We start from the raw sequence: 14195 nt of genomic DNA on the forward strand, positions 1-14195 counted from the left end.
CGCCTAAAGCGCGAAAGCGCAAAAGCCCAAAACAGCAATCAAGGGCGGCCCGCAAAGCGCGCTATTCCACGCCAGCAAAGGGCGGCACCGCCCTCCTCACTTCAAGAGCTAAAAATCAGGCCCTTACTGGGCGGCCTGCGCCCAATCATTAACCCGATCGCCATGTTCGGCGATCCACGTATCCGCAGCAGCCTCAGGCTTAGCCCCATTCTGAATAGCGAGCATCACACTATCGATCTCACCCGGTTTCCACTGAAACTTCTTAAGAAAGGCGACCACAGGCGCCGCCTTCTTCTCAAGATCCGGATTCACGACACTATCAACGTGCTCCGCCGCACCATAGATATCCTTGGGATCCTCAAGAAAGCGCAGCTTATACTTGGCGAACATCCAATGCGGCGTCCAGCCGGTCACGATAACGGGCTTCTTCGCATTGACATCGCGCGCCAACTCAGCCGTCATGGCGCTCCCCGAGCTAGGCATAACCGTATAATCAAGCCCATACTGCTTGACCGCTTCGTCGGTCTTCCTCATCACGCCTGCGCCAGCATCAATCCCAACAATGCGCCCACCAAACGCACTCTTCTGCGCATTGAGATCGTCAATACTCTTGGCACTCACATAGTCAGGCACCACAAGCCCAATCTTCGCACCCGGAAAGTTCGTCCCGAGATCGACCACCTTGTCCTTGAACTGCGCCCAGTACGCGCCCTGCGTCACAGGCAACCAGGCGGAAAGCGTCGCATCCAGATCGCCGCGCGCCACGCCCTGCCACATGATGCCCGCCGCCACCGGCACCAGCTGCACCTGGTAGCCATAGCGCTTCTCAATGATGCGCGCCGCCACGTTCGACGTGGCCACGCTGTCGTCCCACCCCTCCACGTAACCGATCTTCAGCGTCGGCTTGCTGTCCGCGAACGCCGAACCACTCAACGTCACCATCGCCGACATCACGCCGGTCCACAACAGTTTTTGCAGCAGCTTCACGGTCGATCTCCTCTAATTTGGACACGCACCCGTCGTGCATCTCCAGATTCCCCCGCCACAATCTGTTGTTATCGATGTTTTGCGACGCGAACTTGTCGTTCTGCGACATGCGCGTTGGCGACATGCGCGTAGGCGACATGCGCGTTGGCCAAGTGCGCGCAGCCAGCGCATGCCCAGCCGCCATGCGCCCGGGCAACGTGCTCGTGTGGTCCTTGCCGTGCGTTACTTGTCGATGACGAGATCGGACAGCGGCTTCGAGCAGCACATCAGCGCCATGCCCTGGTCGATTTCGCGCTGGCGAATGCCGCCGTTGTGCTTCATCTGCACCTGGCCCGAGACCAGCTTGACCTTGCAGGTCCCGCACATGCCCTGTGCGCACGACGAGGGCAGCCGTACGCCGGCCTGGCGCGCGGCCTCCAGCACGTGCTGGTTCGTGCCGCACTGGATCTCGCGATTGCTCTTCGCGAACGTGACCTTGAACGTGGCGGTTTCCTCGCCCGTTTGCACCGGTGCTTCGGCCAGCGCCTCGACCTGTGTCTCGGGCTCGCTCGCGTTGAGCGTCTCGAACGAGAAGCTCTCTTCGTGATAGTGCTCGCGCGGGAAGCCAGCTTCCTCGAGCAGGTCGCGCACGGCCTTCATGTACGGCGCGGGCCCGCAGGTGAAGATCTCGCGCTCCATGAAGTCCGGCGCAATCAGCTTCAGCAGCGGCAGCGTGAGAAAGCCGGTCACGCCGGGCCACGCGGTGCGCGCGCCCACCCGCTCGCAAACGAACGAGGTGCGGAAGTGCGTATGGCTCGCGGCAATCAGTTCGAGCTCGCGCGCGAAGATGATGTCGTCGGGCGTGCGCGCGCTATGCACGAACACGATGTCGCGATCCTCCGCGAGATCGTGGTGCGCGCGGCTCATCGACATCAGCGGCGTGATGCCCGAGCCCGCGGAAAGGAACAGGTACTTGTTGGCCGGATGGCGCGCGCAGGTGAATTCGCCGCCCGGCCCGAGCACGCGGATCGATGCGCCCGGCTGCAAGTTGTCGTGCAGCCAGTTCGACACCTTGCCGCCCGGCACGCGCTTGACCGTGATGGAGATCGTGTGCGGCCGCGCCGGCGACGACGAAATCGTATAGCACCGGTTCACCGGCTCGCCGTCGATCTCCAGTTCGAGCGTCACGAACTGCCCCGGCTCGAACGAAAAGGTGCGTCCTTGCGGCGAACGAAAGAAAAAGCTCTTTACGTCGTGCGTTTCCTGCCGCACATGGCAGCACACGAGCGTCTCCTCGGCATCGCTGGTCCAGCGCTCCGCCAGCGTGCCCCAGAAGGCCGGGCGCGTCACCCGGCTGTCCGTGGGATCGAATTGGGCCGCATCTCGCATCATGTCAAACTCCGCTCTACTCGCGCACCAGGTTATGCGCCGATCTTCTCGGCAAGACGGCCGACATACCAGGCCGTGAATTTTTCTACGAGACCCTCGGTGTACGGCGAGTACGGGCCCGGCTCATAGGCGCTGCTGCCCGCGCCGCGCTGCGAATACTCCACCAGCGTGCGGTCCTGGTCGTTGGTCGCGTTCCAGACGGCCGTGAGATTCGCCACGTCGTAATCGACGCCTTCAACCGCGTCCTGGTGCACGAGCCAGCGCGTGCGCACGAGCGTTTCGCCGGCCGAGAGCGGAATCACCGAGAACGAGACGATGTGGTCGCTCATGAAGTGGTGCCACGAGTTCGGCTGCGTCCAGAACGAGAGGCCGCCGAGATCGGCCGTGCGGAACTCGCCGAGCAGTTTCTTCGATGCGACCCTGGCGTCGAGCGTCTGCGATTCGCCGCTGCGGTCGAGCGGCAGGCGCTGCGTGCGAAAGCCGGTCACGTCGAGCAGCTTTTCGACTTCGACGGAAGGCAGGTTCAATGCTTCCCACTGCTTCGCGCGTTCGACGCAGGTGCGCTCGAAGGCGTCCATGCCTTCCGCGTTCGCGTCCGAGCGCTGATAGCCGAAGCCGTATTCGTAGAGCGAGATCGTCAGCTCGGGGTGGTTCGCGACGCAGTGATAGCACTCGCGATTGTTCTCCATCACGAGCTTCCAGTTGCCCTTCTCCACGATGTCGATCTGCGCGGCCACCTTGCAGTTCGGCAGGTCGTGCGGCAGCAAATACGGCTCCATCGCGGCGCGCATCATCGCGAAGTCGGCGGGCGGCTCGTCGGCGAGGCAGATGAAGATCAGGCCGGCCAGGTTCTGCACATGGACCTGCTTGAGGCTGTGCTTGCAGCGGTCGAACTGCTCGCCCATGTGCTCGGCGAACATCAGCTCGCCGGTCAGGTTGTAGGTCCAGCTGTGGTACGGGCAGACGATGTTGCCCACCGTCCCCTTCTGCTCGTTGCACAGCCGCGCGCCGCGGTGGCGGCACACGTTATGAAACGCGCGCACTTCCATGTCGTCGTCGCGCACGATCAGGATCGACTCGCCGGCGAGTTCCACCGTCACGTAGTCGCCCGGCTCCGGAAGTTCCGGCTCCGTGGCCACCTGAATCCAGTGTTGACGGAAAATCGCCTCCATGTCGAGCGCGAAAATGTCCTCGCTGCGGTAAAAGGGTGCCTCGAGGCTGTAACCCGCCTGGCGCCGCTCCACCAGCGCGCGAATGTCTGCCGATACGTTCATCGTGTGCTCCGGATTTTTCATCCCTGGTTCTTGCCAACAGATCAGCAAATATCAGTAATCGATGAGTTGATGCTCGCGCAAATACGCAAGGATCACTTGTGCTTTTTCGACCGAACTCCCCTCAATTACGACGCTCCCGCCACGGCTTTCGGTCGTCACCGCGGACAGCATCCGGGCATGCCCGGAGCGCTTCTCGGGCGCGGCGAGCTTGACGGGCTTGCGCTCGACGGGGCCGACCTGCCAGGCGGCGGCTTCGTCGCTCGCAAAGCGCGTGGCGCGTTGGGGCCGGATCGTGCCCGCGCGCAGCCGGGCATAGGCGTACTGCGGCTCGGCGTTGGCGAGCGGATGCACGGCAATCACGGCCGGCAGCGCCGTTTCCACGCGGCGGCGCAGCCCCTTGGGCAGGAACTGGCGGACCGTTGCGCAGCCCCCTTTTACGTCGATGTCCACCGCGCTGCCCACCAGTGGCGAGCCCAGCGCAGCCGCCACGCTGTACGGCAGCATGCCGCTGTCGTGAGCGCCTTCGGCGCGCGTGCCGGTCAGCACGAGGTCGTAGCCGCGTACGCGTTCGGCGAGCGCGCGCGCCGCGTCGTCGCCTGGCGCGCAGGCGAGCACTTCGACTTCGCGCGCCCCCAGCGCGAGGTATTCGGTGAGCGCCGGTTCATTGGCGTCGCCCGCATGAATCACGTCGAGTTGCGCGCGATGCTGGCCGGCGAGCTTGCGGCCGATTTCCAGCGCCTGCGCATCGTTGCGGCTATAACGCGGCGCGCCGCTCACGGGATGCCGGCCCGCGGAAACCAGCACCGCGATGCGTTCTACCTGTCGTTGCGCGCTCATGCGGCCACTCCTGCGGGTTGACGTTGTTCGGCCGCGGCCGGCGCTTGCCCGCGCGTCGCGCGCGCGCTCTGCACCTGCTGGATCAGCGCAGCGATGGTCTGCTGCGCGTCGCCCACCACGGTCAGATTCGCGCGCTTGGCGATCGGCGCGCTGCCGTCGAGATTCACGGCAATCACGTGGCGGCAGTCCTTGATGCCCTGCAAATGCTGGACGGCCCCGGAAATGCCGAACGCGATATACACGCTCGCCTCGACCGTCTTGCCGGTCGCGCCCACCTGCTTGTCGCGCGTGAAATGGCCGTTGTCCACGGCCACGCGGCTCGCGCCGATGGCCGCGCCGAACGCGTCCGCGAGGCGCTCGAACGAGCCGATGTCGGTCACGCCGTTGCCGGCCGAGACGATGAAATCCGCCTCTTCGAGCGCCACCTGGGCGGCGTCGATTTCCTCGAGGCCCAGATCGCGATAGGGTTGCCCGATATCGCCGGCCGGACGGATGAAGTCGCCCGCGAGGCGCTCGCCCGCGCCCACGAAGGGCAGCTTCGCGTCCACGGCGTTGGGCGCGAGCAGAATCACGTCGGGCAGCGCGCGCGTTGCAAAGGCGCGCTTCGCCTGTTCGTAGGCGCCCACGTGCTTCGCGTCGATCTCGACCACGTGCGTCGCCACGCTCGCGCCCGCTGCAGCCGCATAGCGGCGGCCCAGGTCGCCGTCGCCGGTGGCGTTGTCGGGCACGAACACGTGCCTGGGCGCGAGCGCCGCGGCGCAGGCCTGCAACGCGCGCAGCTCAGTTTCGGGCGCGAACACGCGGCGCTCGAAGCCCGGCAGTTCGATCAGCTTGTCCACGCCGAGCGCCGCTGCATCGTCCTTCAACTCGCCGAACACGAGCAGCGCCACCTCGGTTTGCGCATCGGCCAGCAGCGCCGCTGCAGCGATGGTCTGGCACGTGTGATCGTCGAGCGCGCCGCGCTCGGCATGCGCCACCACCAGCATGATTTGCTTCGGATCGCTAACCTGACGGCGTGGCTTCGCAGCGGCGCCGCCGTGCGCATGGCCGCTCCAGTGCGCGGCGCTTTCATCCGCGCTGCCGCTCTCGCCAAGCGTGATGCGCTTGAGCCCGGCCGCCGTAATGATGAAGGGGCGGCGCGGATCGATTCGTTTGATCGCGTTCATCGGTTCACTCCAGCGAAGCAGCAACGAGTTCGGCCACGTCGAGCACCTCGGGGCGCGGACCCACGACGCCTTCGAGCATTGCCGTGCAGTTCGGGCACGCCACAGCGACCACTTCGGCGCCCACCGCCTTCGCATCGGCGATGCGGATATCGGGAATGCGCTGCTTGCCCGGGATATCGGTCAGCGGCGCACCGCCGCCACCGCCGCAGCAGCGTCCGCGCATGCCGTTGCGCTCCATCTCCACCACCTGAATGCCGATGGTCTTGAGCAGCTTGCGCGGCGCTTCGGTTTCTCCGTTGTAGCGGCCGAGATAGCAAGGATCGTGATACGTGGTGCGCTTCTCGCGCAGCGCCTCGACGGCCTTCGGCGCGATCTTTCCGCTCGCGGCGAGCTCGGCGAGGAAGGTCGTGTGATGCAGCACTTCGTAACGCGTGCCAAGCGCGCGGTATTCGTTGCGCAGGCTGTGCATGACGTGCGGGTCGGCGCTCACGATGCGCTTGAAGCTCAACTTCGAAAGCGTGCCCATCATCTGCTTCGCCATGCGCTGGAACGTTGCCTCATCGCCCAGGCGGCGCGCCACGTCGCCCGTGTCCGTTTCCTGCCCACCGAGCACCGCGTAGCTCACGCCCGCCTTGTTGAGCACTTTCACGAGCGCACGCAGCGTACGCTGATAGCGCATGTCGAAGGCGCCCTCGCCCGCCACCAGCAATACGTCCACGGGCTTGCCCGGCTGCGCGATGGGCGCGTTCAGATCGACCGACCAGTCGTAGCGCGCGGCCTTGTCGTAGCCGCCCATCGTGCCCGTCTCGCGCAGGTTCGCGAGCACTTCGGGGCCCTTGCCCGGCACCGTGCCGTGCACGAGCGTCTGGTTGCGGCGCATGTCGACGATGGCGTCCACGTGCTCGATCAGCATCGGGCACTCCTGCACGCAGGCGCGGCAGGTGGTGCACGACCACAGCGTTTGCGCTTCGATCAGGCCCGAGACGATCGGGCCGCCAGGCGAGCCGCCATGCTGGCCGACCTTGATGCCCGGCGTCGGACTGCCCGCGTAGGCCGCGTCGGTGCCGCCCGCCATGCCCACCACGAGGTCCTGAATCAGCTTCTTCGGATTGAGCGGCTGACCCGAGGCGAAGGCGGGGCACGCGGCTTCGCACTTGCCGCACTGCACGCAGGCGTCGAAGCTCAGGAGCTGGTTCCAGCGGAATTCCACGGGCTTCGCAACGCCGTAATCCTGCTGCTCGATATCGGGCAGCTTGAGCGCCGTGGGCGGCGTGGCGGTGCCGTTGCCGGTCCAGCCGTCACGCGTGGCGGCGAAGCGCTCCTGACGCGGATGGAACGCGAGGTGCAGCAGGCCCGCGATCGCGTGCTTCATCGGGCCGCCCTTGGCCGCGCCGAACGTCATCGCGAACGCACCCACGCCGATCAGCAGCGCGCAGAGCACCGCGAAGCCGCCCGACATCGCGCCGGTCGGCACGAGCATGAACAGCACGAGGCCGAGCGCGAACGAGCCGAGCACCCAGGGCAGCGTATTCCACGGCCCCTTCGACAGACGCGCGGGCACGTTCTTCGCGTGACGGCGGCGCCACACGAACACCACGCCAACCAGCATCGCGAGCGCCGCGAGGAAGATCAGCTTGTCGAGCCACGGCGAGTAGATCGCGAGCCCGTAGTTGACGAACACGAGGGCGAGCGCCCCAATCGCACCGCCGGCGGTTGCCACGTGCGTCTTCGCGATATACGGGTCGCGCGCGACCACGTGGTGCAGATCGACGAAATAGCGTTTCGGAATGCTGAACAGCTTGGTGAAACCGAAAGCGCCGAACGAGCCGGGCGCCGCTGCGCGCCCGACGCGCCAGTAAGCGGCCCGCTTCGCGACGGCGAACGCGAGGCCCGCCATCGACAGCCACAGCAGCGCGGTAATGAGCCAGGTCGGGTTCATGGGTCAGAAGTCCTTCACGAGCCGCAGCGCGTCGTAGATCGCGCCGTGGATGTTGTGCATCGAGATGCAGTCGCCAACGCGGAACAACAGGAAGCGGCCATTACCGAGCTCCTCGGAAAGACACGGCTGCGCTTCGGAAGCGAACAGCTTGTTCACGTCGACCTGGCCGTGATTCACCGATTCGTTCTTGAGCTTCCAGTACAACTCGTCGTTCGGCCGCGTGCCGTTCTCGACCACCACCTGATCGACCGCGCGCTCTTCGAGCTCTTCCGTGTACTCGTTGCGCAGCACCGCGATCTTCTTGTCGCCCTCTTCGTAGACGCGATCGAGCCAGTAGTTCGGCGTAAGCACCGCGCCTTGCGCATACAGCCGGCGATAGAAGATCGGGAACGTCGTGCCGCCGACGTCGTCCGCCACCTTGACGTCCGGCGTCACGATCTCGACCTTCGAGCCGCGGCTCGCCAGGAAGTCGGCCACGCCCGAGCCCGCATGCGTGCTGATGCCGTCATAGACCAGCACGTTCTGCTTCGGCTCGACCTTGCCGTTCAGGATGTCCCACGCGCTGACCGCGAGACCCTCGGCCACGCCCCAGCCCGGCACCTCTTCCGTGTAGCTGTGGCCGCCCGTCGCCAGCACGATGATGTCCGGCTTTTCGGCCATGATCATCTTCTCGTCGGCCGCCACACCGAGCCGGCGATCCACGCCCAGGCGCTTCGTTTCCATGTCGAACCAGCGCACGATGCCGGCCATCTGCTCGCGCTGCGGCGCCTTCGCCGCGATCATGATCTGGCCGCCGACTTCGGCGTTCTTCTCGAACAGCACGACGTCATGGCCGCGCGAGCGCGCGACGCGCGCCGCTTCCAGGCCCGCCGGTCCCGCGCCCACCACCACCACCTTGCGCTTCGGGCCGCGCGACTTCTCGATCACGTGAGGCATCGTCGCTTCACGCGAGGTTGCCGCGTTCTGCACGCACAGCACGTCGAGGCCGTTGTACTGGCGGTCGATACAGTAGTTCGCGCCGACGCACTGCTTGATCTCGTCCTCGCGCCCGTCGCGGATCTTGATCACCATGTGCGGGTCGGCGATCTGCGCACGCGTCATGCCAACGAGGTCGATCATCCCGTTCGCCAGCAGGCGCTCGGCCTGGCCCGCGTCGCGGATGCTCTGCGCGTGCATCACCGGCAGCTTCAGCACCGACTTGATGCCCGCGGCGAGGTGCACGAACGGTTCCGGCGGCAGCGCCATCGGCGGCATGCAGTTCACGAGCGTGTTGTGCGTGTCCGCGCCCGAGCCCACCACGCTGATGTAGTCGATCAGGCCGGTCGCTTCCATCGCCTGGGCGATTTCCTTCGCGTGCTCGTGGTCGATGCCGTTCTCGTGGAATTCGTCGCCGCACATGCGCAGGCCGACGCAAAAGTCACGGCCCACGGCTTCGCGCACCGACTTCAGCACTTCGATGCCGAAGCGCAGACGGTTCTCGAAGCTGCCGCCCCATTCGTCGGTGCGGAAGTTCGTGCGCGGGCTCCAGAACTGGTCGACCAGCTGCTGGTGCGCGGCCGAAATTTCGATGCCGTCCATCCCCGCGCTCTTCACGCGGATCGCGGCGGCCGCGAAGTCCTTGATGATGCGCTTGATTTCCTCGACTTCGATGATCTTCGCGTTGCCGCGGTGCACCGGCTCGCGCACGCCCGACGGCGTCACCAGGTGCGGCCAGTGCTCGCCGTGGTAGGCATTGCGGCGCCCCATGTGCGTCGCCTGGATCATGATCTTCGCGCCGTGACGGTGCATCGCTTCAGCGAGGCGCGACAGCGGATCGATGACCTTGTCGGTCGTCAGGTTGACCGACTTCCACCAGCCCTGCGGGCTATCCATCGACACCGGGCTCGACCCGCCGCAAATCGCCAGGCCGACGCCACCCTTCGCCTTTTCCTCGTAATAGCGGATATAGCGGTCGCCCGGCAGGCCGCCCGGCTCGGCATAGACCTCGGCGTGCGCCGTGCTGACAATGCGGTTACGCAGCGTCAGCTGATTGAGCTGGAGGGGTTTGAACAGGTTGGGATAGCGCATCGCAAGCGACCTCTGGCGTTCGTATGTCTCGTGTTACTTGATGTCGTTTTTTGTGTCAGTGGGCGATCGGCGACACTTCGAAGACGCAGTGATCGTGGTTTTCGGCCGCGCACTGCACTTCCTTCGACTGCGAGCGCGGCGCGCCCTTGCCTTCCGGCGTCGTGTCGTTGACCCAGTCCATCGCGCCGGCGAACCAGCCCGCGAACATGTAGCAGAGCTTGCCCTCCTTGCCCGGCTGCTGGAGCACGAACGACGAATGGCGCAACTCGATCTTCGCGTGCGCGCTCGACGGATCGGCCTCGATGATCGAGAACAGACCCCAGCCACGCTGCGACAGGCGCTTCAGGTAATGCTCGAACACCGCCATGCCGGTCAGGCCGTGCAGCTTCGCTTCCTTGTCGCACCAGTGATACGCGGACTTGTAGCCGGCCTTGTAGAGGATTTCCGCATACGCCTCGACGCCGAGCGCTTCTTCAACCGCGACGTGATTGTTCGTGAAGAAGTGGCGCGGGACATACAGCATCGGCAGCGCGTCGGTGGTCCAGACACCGGTTTCGGGATCGACGTTGATCGGCAGTTGCGGTTGCATCGTGGTGACTCCGTGAGGGGAAAAAAGCCGATTGCGTCGTTGCGCAGGCGCGGCATCGCCCGTGTGCCCGCGCGGCTTGCGCGGGCACGTCCCATCGTTTTGTTTGCTGTTTGTTCGCTGGTTCGACTGTCCTGCGGCTTACGCGCCCCAGACGTCCTTGTACACACGCACCCAGTTCTCGCCCATGATCTTGCGGATGCGCGACTCCTTCCAGCCGGCGCGTTCCATCGCGGCGGTCAGGTTCGGGAATTCGCCGATCGTGCGGATGCCTTCCGGATTGACGATCTTGCCGAAGTTGGTCAGCTGGCGATAACGGCCCTTGTCATGCGTGAGCATGTCGAAGAACTCTTTCGCGTAATCCTGCGTGAAGTCCGTGCCGATCCCCACCGTGTCTTCGCCGGCGATATTCACCACATAATCGATCGCCTCGATATAGTCCTCGATCGTGGATTCGATCCCGCGCTTGAGGAACGGCGCGAACATCGTCACGCCGACGAAGCCGCCCGCCTCCGCGATCTCCTTGATCTGCGCATCGCTCTTGTTGCGCGGATGGTCTTTCAGGCCAAGCGGCAGGATGTGCGAATAGCACACCGGCTTCTTCGAAAACGCGATCGCTTCCGACGACGTATTGCCGCCGACGTGCGAGAGGTCGACCATGATCCCCACGCGGTTCATCTCGGTGATCACTTCGCGACCGAAGTCGGACAGCCCGCCGTCACGCTCGTAGCAGCCAGTGCCGACGAGGTTCTGCGTGTTGTAGCAAAGCTGCACGACGCGCACGCCCATGTCGGCGAACGCTTCGATATAGCCGAGGTTGTCTTCGAACGCGTGCGCATTCTGGAAGCCGAGGATGACGCCGGTCTTGCCTTCCTTCTTCGCGCGGAAGATGTCTTCGGTCGTGCGCACCAGCGTCAGCAGTTCGCTATTGTCGCGAATCTGCTTCTTCATCACGCCGATGTTGTCGACCGTCTTCGTGAAGTTCTCCCACACCGACACGGTGCAGTTCGCAGCCGTGATGCCGCCCTTGTGCATGTCTTCGAATACCGGCCGCGCGAACTTCGAAATGTTCAGGCCGTCGATGATGATGCTGTCCTGATGCAGCGTGCTCATGTGTCTTTACTCCAGTCTTGTCTGACGTCGATGCGGGTCGAATCGGGTCGATGTTCTTGGGGCGACGGGCCCGGCATGCCGGGCCCATGGGTCATCAATAGATCGGGAAGCGTTCGCAGAGCGCGAAGATCTCGCGGCGCACGCGCTGCTCGGTGGTGGCGTCGCCTTCCGGATGCTCGCGCAGCGAATCGAACACTTCGAGGATCAGGCGGCCGATCTCGCGGAATTCCGCGACGCCGAAGCCGCGCGTCGTGCCGGCCGGCGTGCCCAGGCGAATACCCGAGGTGACGGTGGGCTTTTCCGTGTCGAACGGGATGCCGTTCTTGTTGCAGGTGATGCCGGCGCGCTCGAGCGCCTGCTCCACTTGCGCGCCCTTGAGGCCCTTGGGCCGCAGGTCCACGAGCAGCAGATGGTTGTCGGTGCCGCCGGTGACCAGATCAACGCCGCCCGCCTTCAGCACCTCGCCCAGCGCCTGGGCATTGGCGAGCACGTTGTCGATATAGGTCTTGAAGCTCGGGTCGAGCGCTTCGCCGAACGCCACCGCCTTGCCGGCGATCACGTGCATCAGCGGGCCGCCCTGCAGGCCCGGGAACACGGCCGAGTTGATCTTCTTGGCGATCTCTTCGTCGTTGGTGAGGATGAAGCCGCCGCGCGGACCGCGCAGCGTCTTGTGCGTGGTAGACGTAACGACGTGGGCGTGCTCGACCGGATTCGCATGGCGGCCGGCGGCGATCACGCCCGCGATATGCGCCATGTCGACCATCAGCTTCGCGCCCACGCTATCGGCGATCGCGCGGAAGCGCGCGAAGTCGAGCTGACGCGGATAAGCGGAGAAACCGGCGATGATGAGGCTGGGCTTGTGCTGCTGCGCGAGCTCTTCGACCTGGTCGTAGTCAATGCGCATGGTTTCGCGGTTCACGCCGTACTGCACCGCGTTGAACCATTTGCCCGAAAGCGCGGGCTTCGCGCCGTGGGTGAGGTGGCCGCCGGCGTCGAGCGACATGCCGAGGACGGTGTCGCCCGGTTTGGCCAGCGCGAGCATGACCGCGCCGTTGGCCTGGGCGCCCGAATGCGGCTGGACGTTGGCGAAACCGGCGTTGAAGAGCTGCTTGATGCGCTCGATTGCCAGCGACTCGATCTCGTCCATGAATTCGCAACCGCCGTAATAGCGCTTGCCGGGATAGCCTTCCGCGTACTTGTTGGTGAGCACCGAGCCCTGCGCCTCCAGCACGGCGCGCGACACGATGTTTTCCGACGCGATCATTTCGACCTGCGACTGCTGCCGCTCGATTTCTTTCAAAATGCTTTTACGCACCGCGGAGTCGCGCTCGGCGAGCGGCTGCGAAAAGAAAGCTTGAGTATTCGACATAGAGCATCCGTGACGATGTGAGATGAAAGGCCGGCACCGCTTAAGGCCCCGCCCCGCCTGGGTTTCCCGCCGGTGGGGACGGTGGCGGTTGACGGCTCTATTCTTGTCGTTCGGATTTATGGTCGATGTATGAATTCAGACGCGTTCTTTTCCTTTTCCGCCATCGGCGTCCATTTTTCACAAGTAAGCCCGGACGCTGACCATAGGTGGAATGGTTTCCGATCCAAACAATCGTCATACGTATTCGCGGTGAATAAAAAGGCCCCCGGAGCCGCCCCGGATTGGGTGCACGCTGGAAATACCGATCTGTATTTTTGACCGGCTTGAATTAGGGTTTAGCCGCATGGCACACTGGACCTGCCAGATTCCAGAATTGCGGTAGCCTGGCCCCGGCATCCGGCCCACGGCATCAGAATGAAAGGAATCGTCCCCCCATGTTGCCCGACCGCTCGGCGTCACTGGCGCATTTCGCGTTCATGCCGCTGCCCAACTTCACGATGATCGCGTTCACGAACGCCATCGAAGTCCTTCGTATGGCTAACTACCTGAGCGGCCAGCCGCTATACAGGTGGTCGATCATCAGCCCGCAGGGCGGGCAGGTCATGGCGAGCAACGGACTCTCTATCGATACCGGCCCTGCCGAATGCGCGGGACAGCCCGATATCGTGTTCGTGTGTGGCGGCGTGGATGTGCAGCGTGTGACCGCGCCGGAACATCTTTCCGCGTTGCGGCGGTTTGCGCGTATGGGGGTCACGCTGGGGAGCCTGTGTACCGGTACGTATGCGCTTGCCAAGGCGGGCTTGCTGGCTGGTTATGCTTGTGCGATTCACTGGGAGAACATGTCGGCGCTGAAGGAGGAGTTTCCGTCCACGCGGTTTCTCAAGGAGCTCTTTGTGGTCGATCGCGACCGCGTGACTTGTACCGGTGGCGTGGCGCCGCTCGATATGATGCTCAATCTGATCACGCCGCGTGTGGGCACCGCGCGTGTCACGCAGATTGCTGAGCAGTTCGTGGTCGAGCATGTGCGTGATACCAGTGCGCAGCAGCGCATGCCGCTAGTCGCGAGGCTTGGGTCGGCGAACAAGTCGCTGTTCGAAGTCATCTCGCTCATGGAGAACAATATCGAGGAGCCGCTGTCGCGGGAAGAGCTCGCCCGGCTCGCGAATATGTCGCAACGGCAGTTGCAAAGGCTCTTTCATGAGCATCTTGGGATGACGCCTACGCACTACTATCTGACTTTGCGGTTGCGGCGGGCGCGGGAGCTGTTGCTGCAGACTGATATGTCGATTATGCAAATTACTATGGCTTGTGGGTTTCAGTCGGCTTGCCATTTTAGTAAGAGCTATCGTGATGCGTTTGGGAATGCCCCTACCGGGGAGCGACGGAAGCGCATCGCGCCGCTTTCTGGGGTGGATACGCCGGTGTTGACTGGCGTGACGTCGCTTTCTACGCATTAAATTGCAGTGCGCTTCCTTTAGGCCGTTGGCCT

General features: G+C 64.3%; 11 protein-coding genes. 1 reads left to right on the forward strand and 10 read right to left on the reverse strand.

Annotation, left to right across the window (positions count from 1 at the left end):
• Nucleotides 1–123 precede the first annotated feature (123 nt).
• The 10 genes from BO1_RS45960 to BO1_RS46005 all read right to left on the reverse strand — a co-directional run bounded on the left by BO1_RS45960 (nt 124) and on the right by BO1_RS46005 (nt 12706).
• A complete protein-coding gene (locus BO1_RS45960; protein WP_028223334.1) occupies nt 124–987 on the reverse strand; it encodes a glycine betaine ABC transporter substrate-binding protein in 864 nt (287 codons plus the stop codon).
• A 222-nt stretch (nt 988–1209) separates the two neighbouring features.
• Nucleotides 1210–2358, reverse strand: coding sequence for a hybrid-cluster NAD(P)-dependent oxidoreductase (locus BO1_RS45965; RefSeq protein ID WP_028223335.1), 1149 nt, complete (start codon nt 2356–2358; stop codon nt 1210–1212).
• Between the two features lie 29 nt (nt 2359–2387).
• Nucleotides 2388–3629 carry an aromatic ring-hydroxylating oxygenase subunit alpha gene (locus BO1_RS45970; protein WP_028223336.1) on the reverse strand — a complete coding sequence of 414 codons (1242 nt, stop codon included), beginning with the start codon at nt 3627–3629 and terminating at the stop codon, nt 2388–2390.
• Between the two features lie 51 nt (nt 3630–3680).
• A complete protein-coding gene (locus tag BO1_RS45975) occupies nt 3681–4466 on the reverse strand; it encodes a drug:proton antiporter (protein WP_028223337.1) in 786 nt (261 codons plus the stop codon).
• The gene (locus BO1_RS45980) at nt 4463–5632 is read right to left on the reverse strand and encodes an electron transfer flavoprotein subunit alpha/FixB family protein (protein WP_028223338.1); all 1170 of its coding nucleotides are present in this window, start codon (nt 5630–5632) and stop codon (nt 4463–4465) included. Before BO1_RS45980 ends, BO1_RS45975 begins: the two co-directional genes overlap by 4 nt.
• 4 nt (nt 5633–5636) lie before the next feature.
• The gene (locus BO1_RS45985) at nt 5637–7571 is read right to left on the reverse strand and encodes a (Fe-S)-binding protein (protein WP_028223339.1); all 1935 of its coding nucleotides are present in this window, start codon (nt 7569–7571) and stop codon (nt 5637–5639) included.
• Nucleotides 7572–7574: 3 nt separating this feature from the next.
• Entirely contained in the window at nt 7575–9638 is a 2064-nt protein-coding gene (locus BO1_RS45990; protein WP_028223340.1) for an NADH:flavin oxidoreductase, read from the reverse strand.
• Between the two features lie 55 nt (nt 9639–9693).
• Nucleotides 9694–10227, reverse strand: coding sequence for a DUF5943 domain-containing protein (locus BO1_RS45995; protein ID WP_028223341.1), 534 nt, complete (start codon nt 10225–10227; stop codon nt 9694–9696).
• A 138-nt stretch (nt 10228–10365) separates the two neighbouring features.
• Entirely contained in the window at nt 10366–11337 is a 972-nt protein-coding gene (locus tag BO1_RS46000; protein ID WP_028223342.1) for a dipeptidase, read from the reverse strand.
• Between the two features lie 94 nt (nt 11338–11431).
• On the reverse strand, nt 11432–12706 hold the full coding sequence (locus tag BO1_RS46005; RefSeq protein ID WP_028223343.1) for a serine hydroxymethyltransferase: 1275 nt from the start codon (nt 12704–12706) through the stop codon (nt 11432–11434).
• A 383-nt stretch (nt 12707–13089) separates the two neighbouring features.
• On the opposite strand from BO1_RS46005, the gene BO1_RS55630 reads away from it, so the two are divergent.
• Complete coding sequence (locus BO1_RS55630) at nt 13090–14163, forward strand: GlxA family transcriptional regulator (RefSeq protein ID WP_407670090.1); 1074 nt, start codon at nt 13090–13092, stop codon at nt 14161–14163.
• Nucleotides 14164–14195: the final 32 nt, after the last annotated feature.

Source organism: Paraburkholderia oxyphila NBRC 105797 (genome assembly GCF_000685075.1).
GTDB lineage: Bacteria > Pseudomonadota > Gammaproteobacteria > Burkholderiales > Burkholderiaceae > Paraburkholderia > Paraburkholderia oxyphila.

Bases quoted from the DNA above. Each gene is read 5' to 3' on its own strand.
- BO1_RS45980 (WP_028223338.1), bottom strand. From the start codon at position 5,632: ATGAACGCGATCAAACGAATCGATCCGCGCCGCCCCTTCATCATTACG.
- BO1_RS45995 (WP_028223341.1), bottom strand. From the start codon at position 10,227: ATGCAACCGCAACTGCCGATCAACGTCGATCCCGAAACCGGTGTCTGG.
- BO1_RS45965 (WP_028223335.1), bottom strand. From the start codon at position 2,358: ATGATGCGAGATGCGGCCCAATTCGATCCCACGGACAGCCGGGTGACG.
- BO1_RS46005 (WP_028223343.1), bottom strand. From the start codon at position 12,706: ATGTCGAATACTCAAGCTTTCTTTTCGCAGCCGCTCGCCGAGCGCGAC.
- BO1_RS45990 (WP_028223340.1), bottom strand. From the start codon at position 9,638: ATGCGCTATCCCAACCTGTTCAAACCCCTCCAGCTCAATCAGCTGACG.
- BO1_RS45975 (WP_028223337.1), bottom strand. From the start codon at position 4,466: ATGAGCGCGCAACGACAGGTAGAACGCATCGCGGTGCTGGTTTCCGCG.
- BO1_RS45985 (WP_028223339.1), bottom strand. From the start codon at position 7,571: ATGAACCCGACCTGGCTCATTACCGCGCTGCTGTGGCTGTCGATGGCG.
- BO1_RS45970 (WP_028223336.1), bottom strand. From the start codon at position 3,629: ATGAACGTATCGGCAGACATTCGCGCGCTGGTGGAGCGGCGCCAGGCG.
- BO1_RS46000 (WP_028223342.1), bottom strand. From the start codon at position 11,337: ATGAGCACGCTGCATCAGGACAGCATCATCATCGACGGCCTGAACATT.